This is a genomic window from Streptomyces sp. NPDC090741 (genome assembly GCF_044769045.1).
In the GTDB taxonomy this organism is placed as follows: domain Bacteria; phylum Actinomycetota; class Actinomycetes; order Streptomycetales; family Streptomycetaceae; genus Streptomyces.
In genome coordinates, this window is record NZ_JBIVXF010000009.1 from 179,217 (window position 1) to 204,613 (window position 25,397).

The 25,397-nt window shown below is 73.6% G+C and carries 22 protein-coding genes and 1 pseudogene; 11 read left to right on the forward strand and 12 right to left on the reverse strand.

Annotated features, from left to right (window positions below; all coding sequences use genetic code 11):
- The 5 genes from rbsK to ACIQU4_RS24525 are packed head-to-tail and all read right to left on the reverse strand — an operon-like array spanning position 1 to position 5,992.
- Entirely contained in the window at positions 1-936 is a 936-nt protein-coding gene (gene rbsK / locus ACIQU4_RS24505; RefSeq protein ID WP_403734452.1) for a ribokinase, read from the reverse strand.
- Entirely contained in the window at positions 933-2,597 is a 1,665-nt protein-coding gene (locus tag ACIQU4_RS24510) for an ADP-ribosylglycohydrolase family protein (RefSeq protein ID WP_403734454.1), read from the reverse strand. Before ACIQU4_RS24510 ends, rbsK begins: the two co-directional genes overlap by 4 nt.
- Positions 2,594-3,739: an ADP-ribosylglycohydrolase family protein gene (locus ACIQU4_RS24515; protein ID WP_403734457.1), complete on the reverse strand. Its 1,146-nt coding sequence runs from the start codon at positions 3,737-3,739 to the stop codon at positions 2,594-2,596. Before ACIQU4_RS24515 ends, ACIQU4_RS24510 begins: the two co-directional genes overlap by 4 nt.
- Positions 3,740-3,746: 7 nt before the next feature.
- Positions 3,747-5,009: an ADP-ribosylglycohydrolase family protein gene (locus ACIQU4_RS24520; RefSeq protein ID WP_403734460.1), complete on the reverse strand. Its 1,263-nt coding sequence runs from the start codon at positions 5,007-5,009 to the stop codon at positions 3,747-3,749.
- Positions 5,006-5,992 carry an ADP-ribosylglycohydrolase family protein gene (locus tag ACIQU4_RS24525; protein WP_030155889.1) on the reverse strand — a complete coding sequence of 329 codons (987 nt, stop codon included), beginning with the start codon at positions 5,990-5,992 and terminating at the stop codon, positions 5,006-5,008. Before ACIQU4_RS24525 ends, ACIQU4_RS24520 begins: the two co-directional genes overlap by 4 nt.
- Positions 5,993-6,272: 280 nt before the next feature.
- On the opposite strand from ACIQU4_RS24525, the gene ACIQU4_RS24530 reads away from it, so the two are divergent.
- The 3 genes from ACIQU4_RS24530 to ACIQU4_RS24540 all read left to right on the forward strand — a co-directional run bounded on the left by ACIQU4_RS24530 (position 6,273) and on the right by ACIQU4_RS24540 (position 13,339).
- Entirely contained in the window at positions 6,273-7,004 is a 732-nt protein-coding gene (locus tag ACIQU4_RS24530) for a VIT1/CCC1 transporter family protein (RefSeq protein WP_403734464.1), read from the forward strand.
- A gap of 343 nt (positions 7,005-7,347) precedes the next feature.
- Positions 7,348-11,886, forward strand: coding sequence for a glutamate synthase large subunit (gene gltB, locus ACIQU4_RS24535; RefSeq protein ID WP_403734947.1), 4,539 nt, complete (start codon positions 7,348-7,350; stop codon positions 11,884-11,886).
- Entirely contained in the window at positions 11,879-13,339 is a 1,461-nt protein-coding gene (locus ACIQU4_RS24540) for a glutamate synthase subunit beta (RefSeq protein ID WP_403734467.1), read from the forward strand. Before gltB ends, ACIQU4_RS24540 begins: the two co-directional genes overlap by 8 nt.
- Positions 13,340-13,628: 289 nt before the next feature.
- Here the strand turns inward: ACIQU4_RS24540 and ACIQU4_RS24545 are convergent, their stop codons facing one another.
- A complete protein-coding gene (locus ACIQU4_RS24545) occupies positions 13,629-14,477 on the reverse strand; it encodes a DUF2182 domain-containing protein (RefSeq protein ID WP_403734470.1) in 849 nt (282 codons plus the stop codon).
- 128 nt (positions 14,478-14,605) lie between these two features.
- On the opposite strand from ACIQU4_RS24545, the gene ACIQU4_RS24550 reads away from it, so the two are divergent.
- Both ACIQU4_RS24550 and ACIQU4_RS24555 read left to right on the forward strand, forming a co-directional pair.
- Positions 14,606-15,262, forward strand: a complete 657-nt coding sequence (locus ACIQU4_RS24550) for a DUF1326 domain-containing protein (protein WP_403734473.1) — start codon at positions 14,606-14,608, stop codon at positions 15,260-15,262.
- A gap of 325 nt (positions 15,263-15,587) precedes the next feature.
- The gene (locus tag ACIQU4_RS24555; protein WP_403734475.1) at positions 15,588-16,886 is read left to right on the forward strand and encodes a DUF1906 domain-containing protein; all 1,299 of its coding nucleotides are present in this window, start codon (positions 15,588-15,590) and stop codon (positions 16,884-16,886) included.
- On the opposite strand, the gene ACIQU4_RS24560 is transcribed toward ACIQU4_RS24555, so the two are convergent.
- The 3 genes from ACIQU4_RS24560 to ACIQU4_RS24570 are packed head-to-tail and all read right to left on the reverse strand — an operon-like array spanning position 16,879 to position 18,730.
- Positions 16,879-17,391, reverse strand: coding sequence for a pyridoxamine 5'-phosphate oxidase family protein (locus ACIQU4_RS24560; RefSeq protein ID WP_403734477.1), 513 nt, complete (start codon positions 17,389-17,391; stop codon positions 16,879-16,881). The two genes, ACIQU4_RS24555 and ACIQU4_RS24560, sit on opposite strands and share 8 nt — an antisense overlap.
- A gap of 20 nt (positions 17,392-17,411) precedes the next feature.
- Positions 17,412-18,140, reverse strand: a complete 729-nt coding sequence (locus ACIQU4_RS24565) for a VWA domain-containing protein (RefSeq protein WP_403734480.1) — start codon at positions 18,138-18,140, stop codon at positions 17,412-17,414.
- A gap of 14 nt (positions 18,141-18,154) precedes the next feature.
- Entirely contained in the window at positions 18,155-18,730 is a 576-nt protein-coding gene (locus ACIQU4_RS24570; RefSeq protein ID WP_403734483.1) for a PadR family transcriptional regulator, read from the reverse strand.
- A 98-nt stretch (positions 18,731-18,828) separates the two neighbouring features.
- Here ACIQU4_RS24570 and ACIQU4_RS24575 point away from each other — a divergent pair, with 98 nt between their 5' ends.
- Together ACIQU4_RS24575 and ACIQU4_RS24580 are read left to right on the forward strand one after the other, a co-directional pair.
- Entirely contained in the window at positions 18,829-19,554 is a 726-nt protein-coding gene (locus ACIQU4_RS24575; RefSeq protein WP_403734486.1) for an SDR family NAD(P)-dependent oxidoreductase, read from the forward strand.
- On the forward strand, positions 19,551-20,537 hold the full coding sequence (locus ACIQU4_RS24580) for an alpha/beta hydrolase (protein ID WP_403734489.1): 987 nt from the start codon (positions 19,551-19,553) through the stop codon (positions 20,535-20,537). The genes ACIQU4_RS24575 and ACIQU4_RS24580 overlap by 4 nt, the downstream gene beginning before the upstream one ends.
- 36 nt (positions 20,538-20,573) lie before the next feature.
- Here the strand turns inward: ACIQU4_RS24580 and ACIQU4_RS24585 are convergent.
- Positions 20,574-20,795: pseudogene (locus tag ACIQU4_RS24585) on the reverse strand (hypothetical protein); the annotation flags it as partial.
- A 55-nt stretch (positions 20,796-20,850) separates the two neighbouring features.
- Here ACIQU4_RS24585 and ACIQU4_RS24590 point away from each other — a divergent pair.
- The 3 genes from ACIQU4_RS24590 (at position 20,851) to ACIQU4_RS24600 (ending at position 22,333) form a co-directional block, all read left to right on the forward strand.
- Positions 20,851-21,177 carry a hypothetical protein gene (locus tag ACIQU4_RS24590; protein ID WP_403734490.1) on the forward strand — a complete coding sequence of 109 codons (327 nt, stop codon included), beginning with the start codon at positions 20,851-20,853 and terminating at the stop codon, positions 21,175-21,177.
- A gap of 62 nt (positions 21,178-21,239) precedes the next feature.
- Positions 21,240-21,974: a class I SAM-dependent methyltransferase gene (locus ACIQU4_RS24595; RefSeq protein ID WP_403734492.1), complete on the forward strand. Its 735-nt coding sequence runs from the start codon at positions 21,240-21,242 to the stop codon at positions 21,972-21,974.
- On the forward strand, positions 21,971-22,333 hold the full coding sequence (locus tag ACIQU4_RS24600; protein ID WP_403734494.1) for a DUF2568 domain-containing protein: 363 nt from the start codon (positions 21,971-21,973) through the stop codon (positions 22,331-22,333). Before ACIQU4_RS24595 ends, ACIQU4_RS24600 begins: the two co-directional genes overlap by 4 nt.
- Here the strand turns inward: ACIQU4_RS24600 and ACIQU4_RS24605 are convergent.
- Positions 22,303-23,346 (reverse strand): acyl-CoA dehydrogenase family protein, encoded by a 1,044-nt coding sequence (locus ACIQU4_RS24605; protein ID WP_403734496.1) that lies wholly within the window; start codon positions 23,344-23,346, stop codon positions 22,303-22,305. The two genes, ACIQU4_RS24600 and ACIQU4_RS24605, sit on opposite strands and share 31 nt — an antisense overlap.
- Positions 23,346-24,491, reverse strand: coding sequence for an acyl-CoA dehydrogenase family protein (locus ACIQU4_RS24610; protein WP_403734497.1), 1,146 nt, complete (start codon positions 24,489-24,491; stop codon positions 23,346-23,348). The genes ACIQU4_RS24605 and ACIQU4_RS24610 overlap by 1 nt, the downstream gene beginning before the upstream one ends.
- Positions 24,492-24,603: 112 nt before the next feature.
- Here ACIQU4_RS24610 and ACIQU4_RS24615 point away from each other — a divergent pair, with 112 nt between their 5' ends.
- A complete protein-coding gene (locus tag ACIQU4_RS24615) occupies positions 24,604-25,386 on the forward strand; it encodes an SDR family oxidoreductase (protein WP_403734950.1) in 783 nt (260 codons plus the stop codon).
- Positions 25,387-25,397 lie beyond the last annotated feature (11 nt).

A 25,397-nucleotide genomic window follows, 5' to 3' on the forward strand; every position in this document is an offset into this window, starting at 1 on the left:
TCACGAGGAGGCTCCGGGGGCGGGTGCGGGTGCGGCCGCGGGGTCTGCCGCGGCGAAGGCGTCCGTCTCGGCGCGGGTCGGCATCGAGTCCTGGGCTCCCGGGCGCTGGACGGAGAGCGCGGCCGCCGCCGAGGCCCAGCGCAGCGCCTCCGGCATCGGGCGCCGCTCCCCGAGGGCCACCGCCAGCGCGCCGACGAAGGTGTCCCCGGCGGAGGTGGTGTCCACGGCCCGGACCCGGGGCGCGGGCACGGTCAGCGGCTCCCGCCCGCGGGCGGCGTAGAGGGAACCGGCCGCGCCGAGGGTGATGACGACCTCCGGGACCTGGTGGAGCAGGGCCTCGGCGGCCTGGTACGGGTCGGTGAGCCCGGTCAGGGCGGCGGCCTCGTGCTCGTTGGGGACCAGCAGGTCGGTGGCGGCGAGGAGCTGCGCGGGCAGCGGCTGGGCGGGGGCCGGGGTGAGGACCGTACGGACGCCGTGGGCGCGGGCGGCGAGCGCGCCGGCGAGGACGGCGGACAGCGGGAGTTCGAGCTGGAGGAGGAGGGAGTCGGCGGCGCCGATGCGGGATTCGTCACCGGCCTCCAGGCCGGTGACGTGGGCGTTGGCCCCGGGGATGACGATGATGCTGTTGCCGCCCTCGTCGTCGACGGTGATGTGCGCGGTGCCGCTGGCGCCCTCGACGGTGCGCAGGGCCGTCGTCTCGACCCCGGCAGCGGTGAGCGCGGAGCGCAGCCGTACGCCGAACCCGTCGGCGCCGACCGCGCCGATCATCACCACCTCCCCGCCGCTGCGGGCGGCGGCGACGGCCTGGTTGGCGCCTTTGCCGCCGGGGACGGTGCGGAACTCGTGGCCGGTGACGGTCTCCCCGAGGCGGGGGGCCTTGGGGACGTAGGCGACGAGGTCCATGTTGGTACTGCCGAGCACGGCGATGGCCGTCATGGGCGGGCTGCCTCCTGTGCGGTGAGGTGGGCGAGGGCGTCGAAGCCGATGCCGTCGAAGCCGGGGACGGTGGTGGCGAGGCGGTTCTTGAGGGGGGCGGACCAGCGGTGCGGGACGCCGCCCGGGTCGACGAGCGCGGCGAGGGAGCCGGCGGTGGCGCCGTTGGAGTCGGTGTCCCAACCACCGGACACGGCGCGGCAGACGGAGTGGGTGAAGTCCCCGTCGGCATGGGTGAGGGCGGCGGCGATGAGGGCGGTGTTGGGGACGGCGTGGACCCAGTGGTAGCGGCCGTACCGCTCGTGGAGGTGGTCGACGACGCGGTCGAAATCGGCGTACCGGTGCGCGGTGGCGATGGCGTGGCGGACGGCCTCGGCCAGGCGCGAGCGGGGCGGTACGACGGCCAGCCCGGCCCGGAGCGCGGTGTGGACGTCGGCCCGGCCGCCGGCGGCCTCGGCGACGGCGGCGGCGGTGAACAGGGCGGCGTACAGGCCGTTGCCGGTGTGGGTGAGGGCGGCGTCCCGGTACGCCTGGGCCGCGGCGGCGGCCGGGTCGCCGGGGTTGGTCCAGCCGTGGACGTCGGCCCGGACGAGGGCGCCGATCCACTCGCGGAAGGGGTTGTGGTGGGTGGCGGTGGCCGGGGGCTCCACCCCTTGGAGGAGGTTGCGGTACGCGAGGCGCTCGGCGGTGAAGGTCCGCCCGGCGGGCAGTTCGTCGAGCCAGAGCCGGCCGACGTCGGCGGTGGTGAAGCGCTTGCCGTGGCGCTGGAGCAGCCGGAGCCCGAGCAGGGGGTGGTCGAGGTCGTCGTCCTCGGGCATGCCGTCGATGTTCTCGGCGAGGGAGGTGGCGGCGGAACGCCGGTTCCAGGGATGGGCGGCCAGCAGCTCCGCGGGGACGCCGCGCGCGGTGAACCAGTCGTCCAGCGGCCAGTTGCCCGCGGCGCGCGCGAGGGCCCGGATGCCGGCGAGGGGCAGCTTCTCGACGGGTTTGCCCAGCAGACACCCGACGGCCCGCCCGGTCCAGGCCGCCTCCAGCATCCGGCACAAGTCCTGGCCGGCGGGTCCGGGGGCTGCGGCGCAGGCCGGTGCGGAGCCCGGGGGACCCGGCGGCGGGGCCGGGCCGTCCGGCCCGGCGCTCGCCCCCGTGGCCTGCGCGGGACCGGTGCGCTCCGGGGCCGGGTGGTCCGGGCGGCGGGGTCCGGCGTGGCCGGGCACCGTGTCCGGCGGCTGCGTGGTGGGCCCGGGCCAGGTCGCCCGGATGTCGGGCCAGAGGGTGGGCTCGTCCGGGGACAGGGGGGACGGGAGCTCCGCGAGCTCGTCCAGCAGGCGGGAGGCCAGCGTGCGCAGCTCCGGCGTGGCCGGGGCGGGGGAGGCGCCGGCCCGGTCGGGCGCCGGGGGCCCGCCGGCCGCGAGCCAGACGCGCAGCAGCGGCCCCGCGTCCCGCCCGTCCTCGGCGGCCTGGCGCAGCTCGTGCCCGACCAGGTCCTCCGGCTGGACCCAGGTGAGCCGTACGGCCGCGGCCCCCGGGGTTCCCGTGCCGGGGCACGGGGCCGGACGGGGAGCCGCCCGGCCCCGCCCGGCGCAGGGCGCGGGGTCCGGGCCGCCGCCCCGGGGCGGCTCGGTGGGTGGCGGCGCCGGCGCGGTGGCGGGGTCGCAGGCGGTCATCGCAGGTCCGCGAGGGCGAGGAAGGCCGATTCGTGGGCCCGGCGGCGGGCCCGGTCCTGCGTGAAGATCTCGTGGGTCACCGCCGCCAAGGCCGTCGCCGGGGCGACCAGGTCGAGGCGGCTGGCCTCGGCCACCTCCTTGGCCCAGGCCGGCGGGACCGCCGAGACGCCCGACAGGGCTCCGGCGATCGCCCCCGCCATCGTGGCGATGGAGTCGCAGTCCCGGCCGTAGTTGACGGCGCCGAGCACCGAGCCCTCGTACACCCCGTCGCAGACGACCAGCATGCCGAGCGCGATCGGCAGTTCCTCGATCGCGTGGAGGCGGGAGGGGCGGCGGGCGCCGAGCGAGGGGGCGCGGTAGTCCGGGCCGACCGAGTCGTACGGGGCCACCGCCGCGCGGAGCGGGGCCAGGGCCGATTCGAAGTCCCGGTGGCGCGAGGCCGCTTCGCACACCGCCGCGATCGCGGCCCGCGTGCCGTCCTTGGCCAGCGCGAGGGCCGTGTCCACCACCGAGGAGGCCGTCGCCCCCGGCACGCACGCCGCCGCCACCGCCGCCGCGAAGACGCCCGCCGCCTCCCGCCCGTACGAGGACTGGTGCGCCCCGGCGATGTCCAGCGCCTCCGCGTACGCGCCCGCCGGATTCCCCGCGTTGACGATGCCGACCGGCGCCATGTACATCGCCGCCCCGCAGTTGACGATGTTGCCGCTGCCCGCCTCGCGGGGGTCGACGTGCCCGTAGTGCAGGCGGCTCACGATCCACTTCTCCGCGAGGAAGATCCGCTGCAAGGGCAGCGCCTCCGCCTCCAGTTCGGGGATCCAGCGCGGGTTCGTCATCAGGTCGGGGACCAGGTGCTCGGCGATCGCGTACGCGTCCAGGTGGTCCCGTACGGTCTCGTAGACCCGTACCAGCGCATGCGTCATGAGGGTGTCGTCGGTGACGTGGCCGTCGCCCTTGTGGTACGGGGCGATGGGGCGGGCCGTACGCCAGTCCTCGTGCCACGGGCCGACGATGCCGTGGACGCGGCCGCCGTGCCGTTCCACGATCTGGTCCGGGGACCAGCCCTCCACCGGGCCGCCGAGCGCGTCGCCGACGGCGGCTCCGACGAGGCAGCCGGCCGCCCGGTCTTCGAGAGTGAGCGTCATGTCCGAATCATCCCTTGGGTGAGGTGAGTTCCGTACGAGCGAGCAGCGCGGCGAGTTCGACGAGATCGGTGCCGGCGAGGCGGGGGAGGGAGCAGCCGGAGAGGGTGCGGCAGGCCTCGCGCCAGGCGGCCGGGATCGAGTCGCCGCCGCCGAGGGCGCCGGTGAGCGCCCCGGCGAGGGCGGGTGCGGAGTCCGCGACGCGGGACAGGCAGGCGGCGGCCGGTACGGCCTCGGCGGCGCGGCCGCGGGCGGCGGTGGTGAGGGCGAGGGCGACGGGGACGGTCTCGGCGGCGGCGATGCCGTAGCTGTAGACGTGGTCCACGATCTCGTGTTCGAGGGTGGGGACGATGGCGAAGGCGCCGCCCTCGGCGTGGACGCGGGCGAGCTTGACGGCGTGGCGGGCGTTGCGGCCGATCTCGGTGGCCTCGGGGAGCTGGCGGAGGGCGGCGTCGACGGCGGTGTCGGTGTCGGCGCCGGCGAGGGCGGCCGCGATGGCGGCGGCCATGGCGCGGGCGCCGTGGACCCCGTCGCCGTCCTGGGTGTAGCGGGCGTCGAACTCGGCGAGGTCCGCGGCCGCGGCCGGGTCGCCGGGGTGGACGACGGCGAGGACGCAGGCGCGGACGCAGGCGGCGTCGTCGAAGTAGTGCGGGTTGTCGTGGCCGGTGGCGGGCGGGCGCAGGCCGGCGGCGAGGTTGCCGAGGCCGGCCCGGACGGAGATGCGGGCGCGCAGGGGCAGGACGGCGGACTCCACCTCGGGGGCGCGCTCCGCCGCCGCGGCGATCTCGCTGGCCAGGGCGTTCCAGGCGAGGTCGATGGCGGCCCGCATACGGCGGGACCGGCTGAGGTCGCTGAGCAGCACGCCGGCCGCGGTGAGTACGGATTCGGCGGCGAAGGCGGCCCATTCGGCGTCGTCGGAGGGGCCGAGGCGCAGGGGTTCAGGGGGCTGGTTGAGGGCGATGGGGACGGGGAGGGTGGTGGTCTGGTTGTGCTCGGCGAAGGTGTCGAGCTCGCGGGTGAGGCGGCGGGTCCACTCGGGCATGCGGCTGGCGCGGTGCCGGGCGGCGGGCCACCCGGCGGCGTCTCCCGCGGCGAGCCCGAGCAGCACCCCCTCGATCCGCCGGACCCCGGCGGGGGGCTGGGGAACGCGGGCCTCCCCGGCCCCGGGCCGGGGGCTGCGGGTCGGCGCGGCCCCGGCGGGGGCGGTACGCACCTCCGCGCCCGGTGCGGCGTCGATCGCCGGCGGGTTCGGGGGGACGGCGGGGGGCGTCATCGGGGGGTCTCGGATTCCGGGGTGAGGAGGTCCGCGATGTCCAGGACGTGGTAGCCGCGCATCGAGGGGAGGCAGGAGCCGCGGACCGGGCCGATGGCCTTGGCCCACTCCTCCGGGATCGCGGTGACGCCCGACAGGGCGCCGGAGAGGGCGCCCGCCACCGCCGCCGTGGTGTCCGCGTCCCGGCCCATGTTCACGGCCGTGAGGACCGAGGAGGCGAAGTCGCCGCCGCAGGTGGCGAAGGCGCCGAAGGCCAGGCCGACCGCCTCCGGGGCCAGGTCGGTCCAGGGGTAGCCGCCGATCACCACGGCGGAGCGCACGGCCCGCTCGCCGCGCGGGGCCGCCGTCACCGCCCGGCGCAGGGAGCGGGCCGTCCAGGAGTCGGACGGGATCACGGACAGGGCCGCGGAGATGACGGAGGCGGGCGAGCCGCCCGCCATGGCCGCCGCGACACCGGCCGCGACCGCCTGGCCGCCGTAGATGCCCTCCCCGTCGTGGCTGACCGAGCCGTCGATGGCGACGAGCCGGGCCGCTTCCGCCGGGCGGCCGGCCGCGAAGACGCCGAAGGGGGCCGCCCGCATGGCCAGGCCGTCCGACCAGGCGTGGCGGTGCTGGGCGGAGATGGGGGCGGCCAGGCCCCGGCGGAGGTTCTCCAGCGTGCCGCGCTCGCTGAAGCCCGCGCCCCGGAACGGCCCCTCGTCGAGGTCGGCGATCCAGTGGTGCCAGGCCCGCTCGACGTGCGAGACGGTCAGCGCCGACCCGTGGCGGGCCAGCAGCAGCCCCGAGAAGATCGCGTACTCGGTGTCGTCGGTGCCCGCGGGATCGTCCGACACGAAGCCCTCGATGCGGCCCCATTTCGCGCGGATCTCCGAGGGCTTCATGTTCTCGGCGGGGGCGCCGAGCGCGTCCCCCGCCGCGAGGCCGAGAAGAGCGCCCCTGGCCCGTTCGAGGAGGACCTGCGGATTGCATGCAATCAGCTTCATCGGCTCCATGGCGCGCCTCTCCCACTGTGGATGGGGCTCATCATGAGCCCTTGGGGGATTTGTGCCATGGCATGTGGTTTGTCGCTCGCCGCGAAACACCCCGCCCAGGCTCCCGTCACCCGGTCGCCGACCCGCGAAACCCCAGGTAAGTACGGCCTTCCTTGCTGGCGGGCGGCAGAAATCGTGCGTAGTTTCGAGGTGTTCCGGGGGAGTGGGTGCCCGCGCGTCGCGCAGGGCGTGGTTCCGCGTACCCGCTCGTACAAAAGGGGAGGAATCCGTCATGTCCATCATCGACATCGAAGCACCGCTGCACACCGCGCACCGCGACAACCACACCCACCGCGACGTCAACGGCGGATGGCTGCGACCTGCGGTGTTCGGTGCGATGGACGGGCTCGTCTCCAACCTCGCGCTGATGACCGGCGTGGCCGGCGGCGCCGTCGCCCCGCAGACCATCGTGATCACCGGGCTGGCGGGCCTCGCGGCCGGAGCCTTCTCGATGGCGGCCGGCGAGTACACCTCCGTCGCCTCGCAGCGCGAGCTGGTCCTCGCCGAACTTGACATAGAACGACAGCAGTTGCGCAAGCACCCCGTCGACGAGATGGAGGAGCTGGCCGAGCTGTACGTATCTCGCGGCGTCGAGCCGTCGCTCGCCCGCGAGGTCGCCATGCAGCTGTCCCGGGACCCCGAGCAGGCGCTGGAGATCCACGCCCGCGAGGAGCTCGGGATCGACCCCGACGACCTGCCGTCGCCGATGGTCGCCGCGGTCTCGTCCTTCGGCTCCTTCGCGCTGGGCGCGCTGCTTCCCGTACTGCCGTACCTGCTCGGCGCCACGTCCCTGTGGCCGGCGGTGCTGCTCGCGCTGGCCGGACTCCTCGCCTGCGGCGCGGTCGTCTCCCGGGTCACCGCGCGGAGCTGGTGGTACAGCGGCCTGCGGCAGCTGCTGCTGGGCGGCGCGGCCGCGGGTGTGACGTACGTCCTGGGAACCTGGATCGGCGGAGCCGTAGGCTGACCGCGCAGGCAGTGAGACACTATGCAGCCTGTGACATAAGTAGTCCGTTACTCGGCGGTTTCGATCCCGTGTCCGCCGGGCATCAGACCAGGGCGCCGCGCGCCGGGCAATGATGCCCGCCCCGCTGCGGAAGTCTTCATTTCTTTTGCGTGCAGTGTCCGCATGGTGAAACGCCGTATCCGCTTCTCGGGATTGCCGTCATCATGTAACCTGCACGAAATTTCGCAGAGGGCCAACGTCGTCCCTCGGCTATGACACATATGCCGCTACGACGACGGGAGAGCCGATGCGTTCCGCATCCACGCACTCCGCGACCGGCCTCAGCACCACCGCCTGGTCGCCCATGGACGGTCGCCCCGCCCAGCAGGGCATGTACGACCCGCGCAACGAGCACGACGCCTGCGGCGTCGGCTTTGTGGCCAACCTCAGCGGCGAGGCCAGCCACACGCTGGTCGAGCAGGCGCTGACCGTATTGCGGAACCTCGAGCACCGAGGCGCCACCGGATCCGAGCCCGACTCGGGCGACGGCGCCGGAATCCTGTCCCAGGTCCCGGACGCGTTCCTGCGCGAGGCGGCCGGATTCGAGCTCCCCGAGGCCGGCGCGTACGCCGTCGGCATCGCCTTCCTCCCCGCCGACGGCACCGCACAGGCCGTCGCCGTGGAGCAGATCGAGGCCATCGCCGCCGAGGAGAACCTGACGGTTCTCGGCTGGCGCGAGGTCCCGGTCACCCCTGACCTGCTCGGCAACGGCGCCCGCGCCACCATGCCGGCCTTCTCGCAGCTCTTCGTCAGCAACGGCAGCACGGGCATCGAGCTGGACCGCAAGGCGTTCGTGCTGCGCAAGCGCGCCGAGCGCGAGGCCGGGGTCTACTTCCCGTCGCTCTCCGCCCGCACCATCGTCTACAAGGGCATGCTGACCACCGGCCAGCTGGAGCCCTTCTTCCCGGACCTCTCCGACCGCCGCTTCGCCTCGACGCTGGCGCTGGTCCACTCGCGGTTCTCGACCAACACCTTCCCGTCCTGGCCGCTGGCCCACCCGTACCGCTTCGTCGCGCACAACGGCGAGATCAACACGGTCAAGGGCAACCGCAACTGGATGAAGGCCCGCGAGTCCCAGCTGGCCTCCGAGGTCTTCGGTGACGGCGCCCTGGAGCGGATCTTCCCGATCTGCACCCCGGACGCCTCCGACTCGGCCTCCTTCGACGAGGTCCTGGAGCTCCTGCACCTCGGCGGCCGCTCGCTGCCCCACGCGGTGCTGATGATGATCCCGGAGGCCTGGGAGAACCACACCTCCATGGACCCGGCCCGCCGCGCGTTCTACCAGTACCACTCCACGCTGATGGAGCCCTGGGACGGCCCGGCCTGCGTCACCTTCACCGACGGCACCCAGGTCGGCGCGGTCCTCGACCGCAACGGTCTGCGCCCCGGCCGCTACTGGGTCACCGACGACGGCCTCGTCGTCCTCTCCTCCGAGGTCGGCGTCCTCGACATAGACCCGGCCAAGGTCGTCCGCAAGGGCCGCCTCCAGCCCGGCAAGATGTTCCTCGTCGACACCGCCCAGAAGCGGATCATCGAGGACGACGAGATCAAGGCCGGTCTGGCCGCCGCCGCGCCGTACGCGGACTGGCTGGAGTCCGGCGAGATCGAGCTGACGGACCTGCCCGAGCGCGAGCACATCGTCCACACCCACGCCTCGGTCACCCGCCGCCAGCAGACCTTCGGCTACACCGAGGAAGAGCTGCGCGTCATCCTCGCGCCGATGGCCCGTACCGGCGGCGAGCCGCTCGGCTCCATGGGTACGGACTCCCCGATCGCGGCCCTGTCCGAGCGCCCCCGGCTGCTCTTCGACTACTTCACGCAGCTCTTCGCGCAGGTCACCAACCCGCCGCTGGACGCCATCCGCGAGGAGCTCGTCACCTCGCTGCTGTCCTCGCTGGGCCCGCAGGGCAACCTGCTGGACCCGACCGCCGCGTCCTGCCGCAGCGTCACCCTGCCCTTCCCGGTGATCGACAACGACGAGCTGGCCAAGCTCATCCACGTCAACGCCGACGGCGACATGCCCGGCATGAAGGCCGCCACCCTCTCCGGCCTCTACCGGGTCTCCGGCGGCGGCGAGTCGCTGGCCGCCCGCCTGGAGGAGATCCGCGGCGAGGTCGACGCGGCCATCGCCAACGGGGCCCACCTGATCGTCCTCTCGGACCGCCACTCGGACGCCGAGCACGCGCCGATCCCCTCGCTGCTGCTCACCTCCGCCGTGCACCACCACCTCATCGCCACCAAGCAGCGCACCCAGGTGGGGCTGCTGGTCGAGGCCGGTGACGTCCGCGAGGTCCACCACGTCGCGCTGCTCATCGGCTACGGCGCCGCCGCCGTGAACCCGTACCTCGCCATGGAGTCCGTCGAGGACCTGCTGCGCGCCGGTACGTTCCTGTCCGGCCTGGAGCCGGAGCAGGCCATCAAGAACCTGATCTACGCGCTCGGCAAGGGCGTCCTGAAGGTCATGTCCAAGATGGGCATCTCCACCGTCGCCTCCTACCGAGGCGCCCAGGTCTTCGAGGCCGTCGGCCTGAACGAGGAGTTCGTCGGGGCGTACTTCCAGGGCACCGCCACCAAGATCGGCGGCGCCGGCCTGGACGTCATCGCCCAGGAGGTGGCCGCCCGCCACGCCAAGGCGTACCCGGCCTCCGGCATCGCGGCCACGCACCGCGCGCTGGAGATCGGCGGCGAGTACCAGTGGCGCCGCGAGGGCGAGCCGCACCTGTTCGACCCGGAGACGGTCTTCCGCCTCCAGCACGCCACCCGCAACCGCCGGTACGACATCTTCAAGAAGTACACGGACCGGGTGAACGAGCAGTCCGAGCGCCTCATGACGCTCCGCGGGCTCTTCGGCTTCACGTCGGACCGCGAAGCCGTCTCCATCGACGAGGTCGAGTCGGTCGCCGACATCGTCAGGCGCTTCTCCACCGGCGCCATGTCGTACGGCTCCATCTCGCGCGAGGCGCACGAGACCCTCGCCATCGCCATGAACCAGCTGGGCGGCAAGTCCAACACGGGTGAGGGCGGCGAGGACCCGGACCGCCTGTACGACCCGGCGCGGCGTTCGTCGATCAAGCAGGTCGCCTCCGGCCGCTTCGGCGTGACGAGCGAGTACCTGGTCAACGCGGACGACATCCAGATCAAGATGGCGCAGGGCGCCAAGCCCGGCGAGGGCGGCCAGCTGCCCGGCCACAAGGTCTACCCGTGGGTCGCCAAGACCCGGCACTCCACCCCGGGCGTCGGCCTGATCTCCCCGCCGCCGCACCACGACATCTACTCCATCGAGGACCTGGCTCAGCTGATCCACGACCTCAAGAACGCCAACCCGGCCGCGCGCATCCACGTCAAGCTGGTGTCGGAGGTCGGTGTCGGCACCGTCGCCGCGGGTGTCTCCAAGGCCCACGCGGACGTCGTCCTCATCTCCGGCCACGACGGCGGTACGGGCGCCTCCCCGCTGACCTCGCTCAAGCACGCGGGCGGCCCCTGGGAGCTCGGCCTCGCCGAGACCCAGCAGACCCTGCTGCTCAACGGGCTGCGCGACCGCATCGTGGTCCAGACGGACGGCCAGCTCAAGACCGGTCGCGACGTGGTCATCGCCGCGCTGCTCGGCGCCGAGGAGTTCGGTTTCGCGACCGCGCCGCTCGTCGTCTCCGGCTGCGTCATGATGCGCGTCTGCCACCTGGACACCTGCCCGGTCGGCATCGCCACGCAGAACCCGGTCCTGCGCGACCGCTTCGCCGGCAAGCCCGAGTTCGTCGTGAACTTCTTCGAGTTCATCGCCGAGGAGGTGCGCGAGATCCTGGCCGAGCTGGGCTTCCGTACGATCGAGGAGGCCGTCGGCCACGCCGAGCTCCTCGACACCAGCAAGGCCGTCACGCACTGGAAGGCGCAGGGCCTCGACCTGGAGCCCCTCTTCCACGTGCCGGCGCTGCCCGAGGGCGCGGTCCGCCACGCCCTGATCGAGCAGGACCACGGTCTGGAGAAGGCCCTCGACAACGAGCTGATCAAGCTCGCGGCCGACGCGCTGAACGCCGAGACCGCCGAAGCCGCCCAGCCGGTCCGCGCGCAGGTCGCCATACGGAACATCAACCGGACCGTCGGCACCATGCTCGGCCACGAGGTCACCAAGAAGTTCGGCGGTGCGGGCCTGCCCGACAACACCATCGACCTGACCTTCACGGGCAGCGCGGGCCAGTCCTTCGGCGCCTTCCTGCCGCGCGGTGTGACACTGCGCCTGGAGGGCGACGCCAACGACTACGTCGGCAAGGGCCTGTCGGGCGGCCGGGTCGTGGTCCGCCCGGACCGCGGCGCCGACCACCTCGCCGAGTACTCGACCATCGCCGGCAACACCATCGGCTACGGCGCCACCGGCGGCGAGATGTTCCTGCGCGGCCGCACCGGCGAGCGCTTCTGCGTACGCAACTCCGGCGCCCTGGTCGTCTCGGAGGGCGTGGGCGACCACGGCTGCGAGTACATGACCGGCGGCAGCGCCGTCGTCCTCGGCGAGACGGGCCGCAACTTCGCGGCCGGCATGTCGGGCGGCGTCGCATACGTCGTCGACCTCGACCCGAACAACGTCAACGCCGGCAACGCGGGCGCCGTGGAGGTCCTCTCCGACACCGACAAGCAGTGGCTGCACGATGTGGTGCGCCGCCACGAGGAGGAGTCCGGCTCGACCGTGGCCGCGAAGCTCCTGGCTGACTGGGACGCCGCGGCGGCCCGCTTCAGCAAGATCATCCCAACCACGTACAAGGCAGTGCTCGCCGCCAAGGACGCCGCTGAGCTGGCCGGACTCTCGGAATCCGAGACCACGGAGAAGATGATGGAGGCGGCGACCCATGGCTGACCCGAAGGGCTTCCTCACCACCCCGCGCGAGACCGCCTGTTCCCGTCCGGTCGCCGACCGGCTGAAGGACTGGAACGAGGTCTACGTCCCGGGCTCGCTGCTCCCGATCATCAGCAAGCAGGCCGGCCGCTGCATGGACTGCGGCATCCCGTTCTGCCACAACGGGTGCCCGCTCGGGAACCTGATCCCGGAGTGGAACGACTTCGCGTACCGCGAGGACTGGTCGGGGGCGAGCGAACGCCTGCACGCCACGAACAACTTCCCCGAGTTCACCGGGCGTCTCTGCCCGGCCCCGTGCGAGTCGGCGTGCGTGCTCGGCATCAACCAGCCGGCCGTCACCATCAAGAACGTCGAAGTCTCGATCATCGACAAGGCCTGGGACAACGGCAACGTCACCCCGCAGCCGCCGGAGCGCCTGTCGGGCAAGACGGCAGCCGTCATCGGTTCGGGCCCGGCCGGTCTGGCCGCGGCCCAGCAGCTGACCCGGGCCGGCCACACCGTGGTGGTGTACGAGCGCGCCGACCGCGTCGGCGGGCTGCTGCGGTACGGCATCCCCGAGTTCAAGATGGAGAAGGTGCACATCAACCGCCGCATCGAGCAGATGCGCGCGGAGGGCACCAAGTTCCGCACGGGTGTGGAGATCGGCCGCGACATCACCGCCACGGACCTGCGCAAGCGGTTCGACGCGGTGGTCGTCGCGGCGGGCGCCACGGTCTCCCGCGACCTGCCGGTCCCGGGCCGTGAGCTGAACGGCATCCACTTCGCGATGGAGTACCTGCCGCTCGCGAACAAGGTGCAGGAGGGCGACTTCATGGCGCCCCCCATCACGGCCGAGGGCAAGCACGTGGTCGTCATCGGCGGCGGCGACACCGGCGCGGACTGCGTGGGCACCGCCCACCGCCAGGGCGCGGCCTCGGTCACGCAGCTGGAGATCATGCCGAGGCCGTCCGAGGACCGCCCCACCGGGCAGCCCTGGCCGACGTTCCCGATGCTGTACAAGGTCACCTCGGCGCACGAGGAGGGCGGCGAGCGGATCTACTCCGTCTCCACCACCCACTTCGAGGGCGACGAGGCCGGCAACGTCCAGGAGCTGCACCTGGTCGAGGTGGAGTTCGTCGACGGCAAGCTGGAGCAGAAGCCGGGCACCGAGCGGGTCCTCCCGGCCCAACTGGTCACCCTGGCGATGGGCTTCACCGGCACCGACCAGGCCAACGGTCTGGTCGACCAGTTCGGCCTGGAGCTGGACGCCCGCGGCAACATCGAGCGCGACGCCTCCTACACGACCAACGTGGACGGCGTCTTCGTCGCCGGCGACGCGGGCCGCGGCCAGTCGCTCATCGTCTGGGCCATCGCGGAGGGCCGCTCGGCGGCCCGAGGCGTGGACCGCTACCTGACCGGCACCAGCGCCCTCCCGTACCCGGTCAAGCCGACGGACCGCTCGCTGGTGGTGTAACCCGCCGACACCCCGCCCTCCGGGTCGGGACCCCTCATACGGTCCGTACAACGGCGTACGGAAACCTGACGCAGCGCCCGCCATGTCCCCGACCAGGGATGGCGGGCGCTGTGGCGTTGTGTAGCCACTCCGATGCATTCCGCGTTCCCGTGTCGCCCAGGACCAGGGTGTCGCCGTGCGGGATCTTGAGCTCTTCGCCAGGCGTGGGGAGGGGAGGGTGACGGTCCGCTCGGACAGGTCGTCCGGTCCACCCTCCAGCACTGCCTTGTTCGCCATGCTTACGGTCCCCTCACGAGGGTGTGGGGCCCAGCATCTGCTCCATGTGGTCCGTGTCCATCGGCGAGTGCGAGGTCTCGAGGCCCGGGAGCAGCCAGTCGTGGAACGGCGCGAGCAGCGCCAAGGCCAGGAAGGCGACGCCGACCGCCCAGGCGAGCCACGGGCCCTGCCGCCACAGCTTCTCCAGGAAGATCACGGCGGACAGCCCCGCCATGGCGGCCACGTTCATCACCCCGAGCGGAATCAGGATGATCATCAGCCCCCAGCAGCAGCCGACGCAGTACATCCCGTGGTGCGCCCCCACGCGCAGGTCCTTGGCTCGGGGGCGGAAGCGGGAGTACCGCAGCAGCTGGAACATCGGGCTGCGGCAGTGCCGCAGGCAGACCGACTTCAGGGGCCCGAACTGCTGGACGGCCGCCAGCATGAAAACGCCCGCACCGATCCAGCGGCCCGCCCCCGGACGGGCGTCGAGCAGCCGGTCGGTCGCGGCGAGCAGCCCGTACGCGACCAGCCCGAACGCCGTCCACGCGAGCAGGTAGCCGAGGAGGAACTCGCCGGTCCGGACTGCTCGGACCGGGCCGGCGGACGTACGGCCGATGGCCCGTACCCAGGTCACGGCGACCGGCGCCACCGACGGCAGCATCATCGCCGCCATCATGACCACCCACAGCAGCAGGAACAGGGGCAGAGCCATGCCCATCGTGCCGGAGCCGGTGCCCGTCTCGCGGGACTGTGCGACGGTCAGAGCCCAGGCCAGCGCGGCGAGCACGGTCAGCAGGATCCAGGCGAAGGCCAGCTCGCGCCTCGTCAGGAGGACGCCCGGCCCGGTGGGGGCCGGTGGCGCCAGTCGGATGTGCGGCATGGCACTCCTCCCGAACGCGCGAGGACACCTCCAGCACAGCACAGAACCGCGGCCGGTGCCCGCCCGGCCTGGTCTGCCCGCCGTACAGGGTGGAGAATGGTCCCAGGGACCTCCTGAGGAGGCGGGCCATGCCCGAGACCACGGCGACCGTTCCGAGATGGCACGTTGCAGGGGACTGGTTCGATACGTGCAGGTGCAATGTGCCCTGCCCCTGTACCTTCGCGCAGCCGCCCACCTTCGGGGCGTGCGACGGCGTCCTCGCCTGGCACGTCAATGCGGGGAGCTACGGCGACGTGCCGCTGGACGGGCTCAACGTGCTGATGCTCTCCTCCTTCGTCGGCAACGTGTGGGGCGAGCACTCCGACGCGTACGCGGCTGTCTTCCTCGACGAGCGCGCGGATGAAGCGCAACGCACGGCGCTTCAGATGATTTTCGGCGGCCAGGCCGGCGGCTGGCCCACACAGCTGGTGGGCATGCTCGGGCCCGAGATGCGCGGCATGGACTTCGCCCCCATCGAAGTCGAGGTCGACGAGGACCTCGGCGGCTGGCGGGCCGCGATCCCGGGCCGGGTGGAGGCCGGTGCCGTGGCGCTCGATGGGCCGACGACACCGGAGGGCGCGCGCGTCCAGTCGGTCAACATGCCGGGCTCCGAGACCGGCCCGGGCCAGGTCGTGACGTGGGGCCGGGCGACGGTGGACCGGGCCGACGCGTTCGGCTTCCGGTGGAGCCGCGAGGGCCAGTCCAGCAAGCACATCCCCTTCGACTGGAGCGGCCCCGATTCCTGATGGGCTGTCAAGCGGTTGGTGTGAGGGGCGGTATGGGGTCGTAGCACCGTCCGTCACGGGAGGGCCCGTCAGGGGGCGGCGACAGGGACGCGGTGCGGGCGGCGTCGGCGGGCCGGCCGGGCTCGGACAGTGCAGGGTCGACCGTCACCGACGCCCTGGGCGCGGCCCGGCGTGATTCGCTCGTGTGGGTGATGCGTGCCGAGGGCGGTGGGCGCCCCGGAGCCGTGGATCTTCGGGGCGGACGCCTCTTTGTAGGCCGTACGGACCATCTGCGTTGTCGCGCAGCGCAGTTGAGGAGCAGAGCGGTCTGGTAACTGTGGGGCGCATGCCCTCCAAGATGATGTTGTCCTGCCTGCTCGGAGCCGCTCTGCTCTCGCCCGCCTCGCCCGCCTCGCCCGCCGACTCCGACGGGCGGACCGTCGACTACCACGGGCTGCGGGTCACCGTGCCGGGGGACTGGCGGGTCGTCGACCTCGACCGGAATCCCGGCGCCTGCCTGCGGCTGGACCGGCCCACCCTGTACCTCGGGCATGCCGGTACGCAGGGCGAGTGCGCCGGGCGGGCCGTGCGGCGGCGCGCCGACACCCTGCACCTGGAGCCGCTCGACGGCGCCCCGCAGCGGGCCGACATCCCGACCCTGGGGGTCGACGGGGTCGACGGGGTCGGCGCGATCCCCGAGGCGGAGGGGGACAGCCGCGAGGTGCGGTACGCCCTGCGCGGGTCCGGGGTGATGGCCACGGTTTCGTACGGGGGAGCGTCCGACGCCGTACGTGAGGTGCTCGCGCGGGCCGGCAGGAGCGCCGGCCATGGTGCCCCCGCGGATCCCGCGTCGGCCGTCACCGCGTCGGCCGTCACCGGCCCGAAGCCCGTCCGCGCCCAGGAGCCCTTCACCGGCGCCGGCTTCGACGCCTGCACCGCCCCGACCCAGAGCGCCATGGACAACTGGCGGGCCGCCTCCCCCTTCGGCGCCGTCGGCATCTACATCGGCGGCCGTGCCCGGGCCTGCGCCCAGCCGCGGCTCACCGCCGGCTGGGTCCGGCGGCAGGCCGAGGCGGGCTGGCACCTCATGCCGCTCTGGGTCGGCCCGCAGCCCTGGAACAACCCGGCCACCGGCCTGTCCACCGACCCCTCCCAGGCGAACCAGGAGGGCATGGAGGCCGCCGAAGGCGCCGTCACGGCTGCCCGGTCCCTGGGCCTGGCGGAGGGGACGGTGCTCTACAACGACCTGGAGAACTACACCGACCGCACCACCTGGGACCCGCCGGTCGTCGCGTACCTCACCGCCTGGACGGTCCGGCTGCACGAGCTCGGCTACAGCGCCGGTGCCTACGTCGCGGCGAGCTCCGGCGCAAAGGCCCTGAGCGACCACCACGACCAGGCCCCGGAGGCCATGCCCGACGTGCTGTGGGTCGCCGTCTGGAACGGCAGGGCCTCGGTCGCCGATGCCGACACGAGCCTGCCCGCCGGTACGCACCGGTGGGCAGGCCGCCGCCGCGCCCACCAGTACCGCGGCGACCACGACGACACGTACGCCGGGGTCACCATCAACATCGACCGGAGCTGGGTCGACATCGACCCCGCGGTGCTGAGCGGCCCCGCCCGGGGCCGGTCCCTCTTCAGCTAGCCGGGTCCTCGCGCGGGGGTTCGTCGTCGTTGCCTCGGCGGATGGTGCGCAGGCCGTGTGCCGGGGTCCACGTGCGGACCACCAGGTCGTCGCCGTCGATGCCGATGTGGACCACCTCCGTCAGGTCCGCGTGGAAGAGGTGGAAGGGGTGCGGGGTCTCCGTCTCCTCCGCGTACCGGTGCAGCTCGGGCGGGTCCAGCAGCTCGATCGCGCGCCCGGAGATCCGTACGTCCCCGTCCGGCATCGCCTCGCCGTCGCCGGGGTTGGTGTGCAGGGTGAAGCGCGGGTCGCGCTGGAGGTCCTTGGCCTTCATCGAGCCCGGCATCATCCCGAGCCACAGCTCGCCGCCGCGGATGTCGACGTTCAGTCCGGCCAGCCGCGGGGAGCCGTCCTTGCGGAGCGTGCCGAGGACGTGGTGCGGGTACTGCGCGAAGCGGGCCTGGACGGCCGCCGCGAATTCCGGTTCCTGATTCTCGAACGCTGCCCAGTTGTGCGTGGTCGTCATACGTCCATCAAAGCGCCTGCTCAGGTGCGTACGATGCCCGCCGCGCGGGCCGATGCCAGCCAGGACGGGAACTCCATCACCAGGCGGTCGAACAGCACCGGGTCCGGGACCTCCCGGGGGTCCGGGCCCGCGTGGAAATAACCCGCGTTGTCCACCACCCGCCGGGCCGGCACGGGCAGTTCGTCCATGCGCCGCAGGAAGTCGAACTGCGAGCTGTGCGTCTGTCCGAAGCCGACGAACTGCCAGAACAGCGGGAGCCGGGCCGCCTTGCACAGGTACCGCTCCGCCGCCGGCTTGTTCATCGGACCGCCGTCCGTCTGGAAGACGACGAACGCCGGATCGGCCGACCCCGAATCCAGGTAGTGGTCGATCACCGCGTCCATCGCCGCGTCGTACGCCGTCTTGCCCATGTGGCCCAGGCGGGAGGCGATCGCGGCGATCCGCCCCTGGTGCCCGGCGAGCGCTATCTCCTCCACCGCGTCGACCTCGGTCGAGAAGAACACCGCCGGCACGCGCCCGTCGTCGTCGAGGTGCGCCGACAGGCCGAGCACCCGGTCGGCGAAGGCCTGCACGGTGCCGTCCCGGTAGTACGGGCGCATCGATCCCGAGTGGTCCAGGACCAGGTACACCGCGGCGCGCACGCCCTCCAGGCCGTGCTTGCGGAGCGAGATCCCGGCGCTCTTGTAGAGGTTCACGAGCGCGGGAGCGGTCGATTCCATCGTGCGGAGGTCGATCGCGCTGCCCGTCATGGCCCGAGGGTACGTCAGCCGCCGCTCTCCAGGGCCGTGATGTCGTCGAGCATCGCGGCCGCGAGGGCGCCCTCGGAGGCGTAGTAGCGCTCCGCCCATTTGAGGGTGAGCGTGGGGTAGGCCCAGGCGGGGTCGTCCAGGGAGGCCTCCGCGTCGGCCACCGCGCGCAGGCGCATCTCTTGCGCGAACTCCTGGTGCCGGAGCAGGACTTCACGCATCTGGCCCGGCTCAAGCAGGTGCCCGAGCCACAGCCGCAGCATCGGCCCGTGCTTGAGGACGGGCGGGTCGACCGAGGTGTCGCGGGCCCATTCCCGTACGGCCGCCATGCCCTCGTCGGTGATCCGGTACACCCGCTTGTCGCGGGTGCCCGTCTCCTGGGCGACCAGTCGGGAGGAGGCGTAACCGGCCTTCTCCAGGCGCTTGAGCTCGCTGTAGATCTGGCTGAAGGAAGGGCTCCAGTAGAAGAAGCGCAGGGACCGGTCCGACCACTTCTTCAGGTCGTAGCCGGAGAGTTCCTCCCCGAAGGAGAGCAGCCCGAGCACCGCCCAGCTGGTCGCCGGGAGCGTGCGCTTGTTCTTCTCGTCTGCCACGCGGCGCAGTCTACGACCGGTGTCCGTGCCATCCCTTCCTTCGTTTGTGTGTGACTGCTAGAAGTATTTCTATTAGACCTATCGGGAGAGGTGCGCGGATGGTCTCGCTGGACGGGAAGGTCGTCGTCATCACGGGCGCCGGCCGCGGGCAGGGCGCGGCCGAGGCCCGGTTGTGCGCGGAGGCCGGCGCGCGGGTGGTCGTCACGGACGTACGGGAGGAGGAGGGCCGGGCGGTCGCGTCCTCGCTGGGGGACCAGGGGCTGTACGTACGGCACGACGTGGCCGAGGCGGACGGCTGGACGGCGGTCGTGCGGGAGGCCGTACGGGCCTTCGGCACGATATCGGCGCTGGTCAACAATGCGGCGGTGTGGCGCACGGCCCACGTGGAGCGGCAGCGGCCCGAGGAGTTCGAGGCGCTGCTGCGGGTGAACCTGCTGGGGCCGTTCCTCGGCATCCAGGCGGTGGCGCCGGTGCTGCGGGCGGCCGGGGGCGGCTCGATCGTGAACATCTCTTCCACGGCCGGACTGGTCGGCATCCCCGGCCACGCGGCGTACGGGTCCACCAAGTTCGGGCTGCGCGGGCTGACCCGCTCGGCGGCGCTGGACCTGGCGGGGGACCGGATCCGGGTCAACTCGGTGCATCCGGGGGCGATCGACACGCCGATGGTGTCGGCGGTCGCCGGGCAGGACTGGTCGCACGTGCCGCTGGGGCGGATGGGGCGGCCGGAGGAGGTCGGGGAGCTGGTGCTGTTCCTCTGCTCGGACGCGTCCTCGTACGTGACGGGCACGGAGTTCGCGGTGGACGGGGGGATGACGGCGCGATGAGCGGGGGCGTGGTCGGCGAGGGCGTGGTGAGCGGGGGCGTGGTGAGCGGGGGTGTGGTCGGTGAGGGCGTGGTGAGTGACTCCCTGGCCCCCGCGGCCCGGGCGCTGTGCGATGCGATGGCGGCGGCCTTCCCGGGGCCGGGGGACGTGACGGCCCTGCGGGCGGCGGCCGTGGGCGGCCGGTCGGCGGGACCGGAGGTGGCCTCGGTCCGGGACGCCGAGGCCTCGGGCGTCCCGGTCCGGGTCTACGATCCCGCGCCGGGCGGGGCGGGCCGGCCGCTGGTGGTGTTCTTCCACGGCGGGGGCTGGGTGATGTGCACGCTCTCCACGTACGACGCGACGTGCCGGTCCCTGGCCGCCGGGTCGGGTGCGGTGGTGGTCTCCGCCGACTACCGCCTGGCCCCCGAACACCCCTGGCCGGCGGCGCCGGACGATGCACTGACCGTACTGCTGTGGGCGAGGGCGCAGGCGGTCGCGCTGGGCTGCGATCCGGGCCGGGTGGTGGTGGCGGGGGACTCCAGCGGGGGCAACCTGGCGGCGGTGACCGCGCTGCGGGCGCCGGAGCTGGTGGCGGGGCAACTGCTGGTGTACCCGCCGCTGGATGCGGCGATGACGGCTACCGCGGTCGCGACCGCGACCGCGACCGCGACCGCGTCCACGGCCGCGTACGGCGAGGGCCACTTCCACACCGCGGCCCACATGGCCTGGTACTGGGAGCAGTACGGCGGCGACCCCGCGCACCCGTACGTCTCGCCGCTGCGCGCCCCCGACCTGTCGGGCCTCCCGCGCACGCTGCTGGTGCTGGCGGACTGCGATCTGCTGCGGGACGAGGGCCTGGCGTACGCGCGCCGGCTGGGCGCGGCCGGGGTGGACTGCGCGGTGCACCTGTACCCGGGGGTCTTCCACGGATTCCTGGGCCTGCCGCTCCCGGCCGGGCGGGCGGCCCTGACGGCCGCCGCGGCCTGGCTGCGGGTCACGGAGTAGGGGGGGCGGGGCGGGGCGGACCGCCGCGACGGGCTCCTACCGCGAGGTCTCCGGCGCCGCCTGAGTGGCCGGCTTCCGTACGGGCAGCTCCCGTTCGGCGACCTCCCGGAAGCTGCGGGGCGGGCGGCCGGTGAGGCGCTCGACGGTATCGGTCGTACGATCCTCCGCTCCCCCGGCGATGGCGCGGTCCATGTCGGCCGGCATCGCGGCGAACTCCGGCGGGATGACCGCGGCCAGCCGTTCCCGCATGGCTTCGTAGGGGGAGGAGGGTGCGGGTGATTGCGGGCGAGGTGCCCGCGGGCATGATGTGCTCATGTCGATGTTGCTCCGCAACGTGCTTGTCCTGGCGGTGGAGTTCGGCGCCGCGCTGATGCTGCGCGAGCCGGAGGCGCCGTGGATCCCGGTGCTGCTGGCCGTCTTCGTCGTCGGCTCGGGCGTCCTGCACGGCACCGAGGCCGAGTTCGTACCCCGCTTCCTGGTCGCGCTGACCGCGGTGGGCGCCGCCGAACTGGGCAGCCGGGCCTGGGCCTCGCCCGACGCCCTCCCGACGGCCGGAACCGGAGCCGCGATCCTGCTGGCCGTCCAGACGCTGCTCCTGGTCCGCTACTCCCTCCGCCGCCCCCGCCGCCGCCCCGCCTGACCCGAACCCGGAAGGGCCGCCGGGGTCTGGTCCGGGGGGCCGTGATCGAAAACAATGGTGGTATGACGTCCACGCCCCGCATCCGTGCCCGGTCCTTCGACGCCGCCGCCGCGCTGTACTCGGCGAACCGGCCCGGGTATCCCGGGGAACTGTTCGACGTCCTGGAGGCGCTCGCCGGGCGGGGGCTGCGCGGGGCCAGGGTGGCCGACGTGGGGGCCGGGACCGGGATCGCCACCGGTCTGCTGCGCGCCCGCGGGGCGGACGTGGTCGCCGTCGAACCCGGCGACGGCATGGCCGCCGAGTTCCGGCGGGCGAACCCCGGGATCCCGCTCGTGCGCGGGGACGGTGACCGGCTGCCGCTCGTCACCGCCGGGTTCGACTTCCTCACGTACGCCCAGGCCTGGCACTGGACCGACCCCGCCCGCTCGGTCCCCGAGGCCCGCCGCGTGCTGCGGCCCGGCGGCGCGCTCGCGCTCTGGTGGAACGACATGGACCCCGCCGTCCCCTGGATCGCCGAGCAGGACGAGCGGATCCGGACCCTGTTCGACGCCGACGGGCTCGCCTATCGCACCCTGCCTCCCGGGTTGGCGTTCACCACGCGCGAGGTCCGCTGGTCGCGCCGGATCCCGCTCGACGTCCACCTCGCGAACCACGCCAGTCATTCCGCCTTCCTGATGCTCGGCCCGGCCGGCACGCAGGAGTTCCTCGACGCGGAGCGGGCCCGGCTGGCCGCCCTGTTCCCCGACGGGAGGGTCGAGGAGCGCTACGTCGTCACCCTCGGCGTGGCCGTCGTATGAGCGGTGTGACGCGGCCCGGCGCGCGGTCGTTCTTCCTCGTCAACGAGGGCCTCGCCTTCGTACTGGAGGTCGTGGCGCTCGGCATCCTCGCCTGGTGGGGCTCCACCGCCGCCCTCTGGCTCGCCGTGGCCGCGCCGCTCGCCGCCGCCGTGCTGTGGGGGGCCTTCGCCGCGCCCAAGGCCCGGTTCGCCGTCCCGCTCGCCGCACAGCTCGCGGTGAAGGCGCTGGTGTTCGGCGCCGCCGCCCTCGCGCTCCTCGCGCTCGGGCAGCGGGCCGTCGGCCTCTGGTTCGCCGGGACCGTCCTCGTGAACACCGCTCTCGCGACGTACTACCGCTCTCGCTCCCGTTCGCGTTCCTGAAGCACAGCCGCCCGGCACGCCGCCGGCGAGCCCCACGCGTCGCGCAGCGGCCGCGCCTTGCGCAGCCACAGGGAGAGGTCGAGCTCCTCCGTGTAGCCGACGGCCCCGTGGAGCTGCAGCGCCGTCATGGCCGCCGCGTACGCCGCCTCGCCCGCCGCCAGTTTCGCCGCCGCGACCTCCCACGGCGCCAGGCCCAGCGCCGCCGCCCACACCAGCGGCCGCGCGAACTCCACGGCCAGGAGCGTGTCCGCCAGCCGGTGCTTCACGGCCTGGAAGCCGCCGATCGGCGTGCCGAACTGCGTGCGCTGCTTCACGTACCGCACCGTGCTCGCCAGCAGGGCCTCGCCCACCCCCAGGCACTGGGCCGCCGTCAGGAGCCGCGCCCAGCCCAGGGCCGTCCCCGCCGCCGCCACGACCCGGGGGCCGGCGGCCAGCAGCTCCCCGTCCGCCGCGGGCCGGGACAGCCGGCGCGCCGGGTCCGTGGACCTCAGCGGTTCACCGGTGCCGGTGCCGGTGCCGGTGCCGGTGCCGGCGCCACGCGCCAGCCGGAGCTCGCCCGCCGCCGACACCGTGAAGCAGTACGCCGCCGCGTCCGCGTCCAGGGCGTACGGACTCCCGCCCGGGAGGGTCAGCGTGGCCAGGGCCTCACCCGCCACCAGCCCCGGCAGGAAGCGTTTCGCCGGCCCGTCGTCCCCCTCCTCCCCGAGCCGCGCGAGTTCCGACAGCAGCACGGCCGCCGCGGCCGTCTCCACCACCGGCCCCGGCACCCCCGCCCGCCCCAGCTCCACGAAGCCGAGCGCCAGTTCCACCGGCAGCAGCCCCGCCCCGTGATGGGCCTCGTCCGCCGCCAGCGCGAACAGGCCCGTCCCCGCGAGCCGCGACCACAGCGCCCGCCCCGGTCCGTGCTCCCCGGCGCCCCAGGCCCGTACGGCCGCCGGGACCTGCGAGGCGGCGAGCAGGCCGTGCAGCGTACGGGCGAAGTCCGACTGTTCGCCGGTCGGCAGGAAGCGCATCAGCGGCGGCCCTTCGGGAGGCCGAGCAGCCGCTCGGCGATGATGTCGCGCTGGATCTCGTTCGTGCCCGCGTAGATCGGCCCGGCCAGCGAGAAGATCCAGGGCTCCGCCCACGCCCCCTCCGCCAGCTCCGCGTCCGGGCCCAGCAGGTCCAGCGCCGTCTCGTGCAGCGCGATGTCGTACTCCGACCAGAACACCTTGTTCAGGCTGGACTCGGCGCCGATCCGCTCGCCCGCCGTGAAGCGGGAGGCGGCCGCCCAGGTGAACAGCTCGTACGCGCGCGCCCCGACCACCGCGTCCGCCACCCGGCCGCGCAGCGCGGTGTCCGCCGGATCCGCCCGCGCCCGCCACAGCGCGAGCAGCCGGTCGGCCGCCGCCAGGAACCGCCCCGGCGAGCGCAGCGTCAGCCCGCGCTCGTTGCCCGTCGTCGACATGGCGATCCGCCAGCCCTGCCCCGGCTCACCGATCACGTCCGCGTCCGGTACGAAGACCTCGTCCAGGAAGAGCTCCGCGAAGGCGGGCTTCCCGTCCAGCCGGCCGATGGGCCGCACCGTCACTCCCGGCGCGCGCAGGTCGAACATCAGGTACGTCAGCCCCTGGTGCGGCTTCCCGGCCCCCGGATCCGTACGGAAGATGCCGAACGCCCGGTCCGCGAAGGCCGCCCGCGAGGACCAGGTCTTCTGCCCCGACAGCAGCCAGCCGCCCCCGGTGCGCACCGCCCGCGACTTCAGCGAGGCCAGGTCCGAGCCTGACTCCGGCTCCGACCAGGCCTGCGCCCAGATCACCTCGCCGCTCGCCATCGGCGGCAGCACCCGTGCCCGCTGCTCGGCGCTCCCGTGGTCGAAGAGGGTCGGCGCGAGGAGGCTGATGCCGTTCTGCGAGACCCGGCCGGGCGCGCCCGCCGCCCAGTACTCCTCCTCGAAGACCAGCCACCGCTCGATGTCCACGCCCCGCCCCCCGTACTCGGCGGGCCAGGACACCGCCGACCAGCGGTCCGCGTGCAGCCGGGCCTCCCACGCGCGGTGCGCGGCGAAGCCCTCCGCCGTCTCCAGGGAGGGGAGGGGGGAGTCCGGGACGTGCCCGGCGAGCCAGGCGCGGGCCTCGGCCCGGAAGGCCGTCACCTCCGGTGCGTGGGTCAGGTCCATCAGCTGTCCGCCTCCGTCGCAGGGGCCTTCGTGCGCGTTCCCTCAACACGTCGAGTTCCCTCGACAAGTGTTCCCTAACAAGTGTTTGGTAGGTTAACGTACGGCCATGAGCATGAACACCCCCGACTACGTGCCGGGTCACGGGCTGCTCCAAGGCCGCACGGCCGTCATCACCGCCGCCGCCGGAGCCGGGATCGGCGGGGCCACCGCCCGCCGCTTCCTGGAGGAGGGCGCCCGCATCGTCATCGGCGACGCGCACGCCCGCCGCCTGAAGGAGAGCGAACAGGCCCTCGGCGCCGAGTTCGGCGCCGGCCGCGTCACCTCGCTGCCCTGCGACGTCACCGACGAGGACCAGGTCAGGGCCCTGTTCGCGCTCGCCGAGCAGACCCACGGCGGCCTGGACGTCGTCGTCAACAACGCCGGTCTCGGCGGCACCGCCGCCCTCGTCGACATGACCGACGAACAGTGGGGCAAGGTCCTCGACGTCACCCTGAACGGCACCTTCCGCTGCACCCGCGCCGCCCTGCGCTCGCTGAAGGCCTCCGGCCGGGGCGGGGTCGTCGTCAACAACGCCTCCGTCGTCGGCTGGCGCGCCCAGACCGGCCAGGCCCACTACGCCGCGGCCAAGGCCGGGGTGATGGCGCTGACCCGCTGCGCCGCGCTGGAGGCGGCCGAGTTCGGCGTACGGGTCAACGCGGTCGCCCCGAGCCTGGCCATGCACCCGCACCTGGTGAAGGTCACCAGCGAGGAACTGCTGGCCGAGCTCACGGCCCGCGAGGCCTTCGGCCGGTACGCCGAGCCGTGGGAGGTCGCCAACGTCATCGTCTTCCTGGCCAGCGGCTACTCGTCGTACATGACGGGCGAGACCGTCTCGGTCAGCAGCCAGCACGCGTAGGCCCAGAATGG

Coding starts and splice junctions, on each gene's coding strand:
- ACIQU4_RS24520 (WP_403734460.1), bottom strand. CDS start 5,009: ATGACGCCCCCCGCCGTCCCCCCGAACCCGCCGGCGATCGACGCCGCA.
- ACIQU4_RS24515 (WP_403734457.1), bottom strand. CDS start 3,739: ATGACGCTCACTCTCGAAGACCGGGCGGCCGGCTGCCTCGTCGGAGCC.
- ACIQU4_RS24600 (WP_403734494.1), top strand. CDS start 21,971: ATGAGCGGTGTGACGCGGCCCGGCGCGCGGTCGTTCTTCCTCGTCAAC.
- gltB (WP_403734947.1), top strand. CDS start 7,348: ATGGACGGTCGCCCCGCCCAGCAGGGCATGTACGACCCGCGCAACGAG.
- ACIQU4_RS24560 (WP_403734477.1), bottom strand. CDS start 17,391: ATGACGACCACGCACAACTGGGCAGCGTTCGAGAATCAGGAACCGGAA.
- ACIQU4_RS24510 (WP_403734454.1), bottom strand. CDS start 2,597: ATGACCGCCTGCGACCCCGCCACCGCGCCGGCGCCGCCACCCACCGAG.
- ACIQU4_RS24530 (WP_403734464.1), top strand. CDS start 6,273: ATGTCCATCATCGACATCGAAGCACCGCTGCACACCGCGCACCGCGAC.
- ACIQU4_RS24580 (WP_403734489.1), top strand. CDS start 19,551: ATGAGCGGGGGCGTGGTCGGCGAGGGCGTGGTGAGCGGGGGCGTGGTG.
- ACIQU4_RS24545 (WP_403734470.1), bottom strand. CDS start 14,477: ATGCCGCACATCCGACTGGCGCCACCGGCCCCCACCGGGCCGGGCGTC.
- ACIQU4_RS24595 (WP_403734492.1), top strand. CDS start 21,240: ATGACGTCCACGCCCCGCATCCGTGCCCGGTCCTTCGACGCCGCCGCC.
- ACIQU4_RS24610 (WP_403734497.1), bottom strand. CDS start 24,491: ATGGACCTGACCCACGCACCGGAGGTGACGGCCTTCCGGGCCGAGGCC.
- ACIQU4_RS24555 (WP_403734475.1), top strand. CDS start 15,588: ATGCCCTCCAAGATGATGTTGTCCTGCCTGCTCGGAGCCGCTCTGCTC.
- ACIQU4_RS24540 (WP_403734467.1), top strand. CDS start 11,879: ATGGCTGACCCGAAGGGCTTCCTCACCACCCCGCGCGAGACCGCCTGT.
- ACIQU4_RS24525 (WP_030155889.1), bottom strand. CDS start 5,992: ATGAAGCTGATTGCATGCAATCCGCAGGTCCTCCTCGAACGGGCCAGG.
- ACIQU4_RS24605 (WP_403734496.1), bottom strand. CDS start 23,346: ATGCGCTTCCTGCCGACCGGCGAACAGTCGGACTTCGCCCGTACGCTG.
- ACIQU4_RS24590 (WP_403734490.1), top strand. CDS start 20,851: ATGTCGATGTTGCTCCGCAACGTGCTTGTCCTGGCGGTGGAGTTCGGC.
- ACIQU4_RS24565 (WP_403734480.1), bottom strand. CDS start 18,140: ATGACGGGCAGCGCGATCGACCTCCGCACGATGGAATCGACCGCTCCC.
- ACIQU4_RS24550 (WP_403734473.1), top strand. CDS start 14,606: ATGCCCGAGACCACGGCGACCGTTCCGAGATGGCACGTTGCAGGGGAC.
- ACIQU4_RS24615 (WP_403734950.1), top strand. CDS start 24,604: ATGAACACCCCCGACTACGTGCCGGGTCACGGGCTGCTCCAAGGCCGC.
- ACIQU4_RS24575 (WP_403734486.1), top strand. CDS start 18,829: ATGGTCTCGCTGGACGGGAAGGTCGTCGTCATCACGGGCGCCGGCCGC.
- rbsK (WP_403734452.1), bottom strand. CDS start 936: ATGACGGCCATCGCCGTGCTCGGCAGTACCAACATGGACCTCGTCGCC.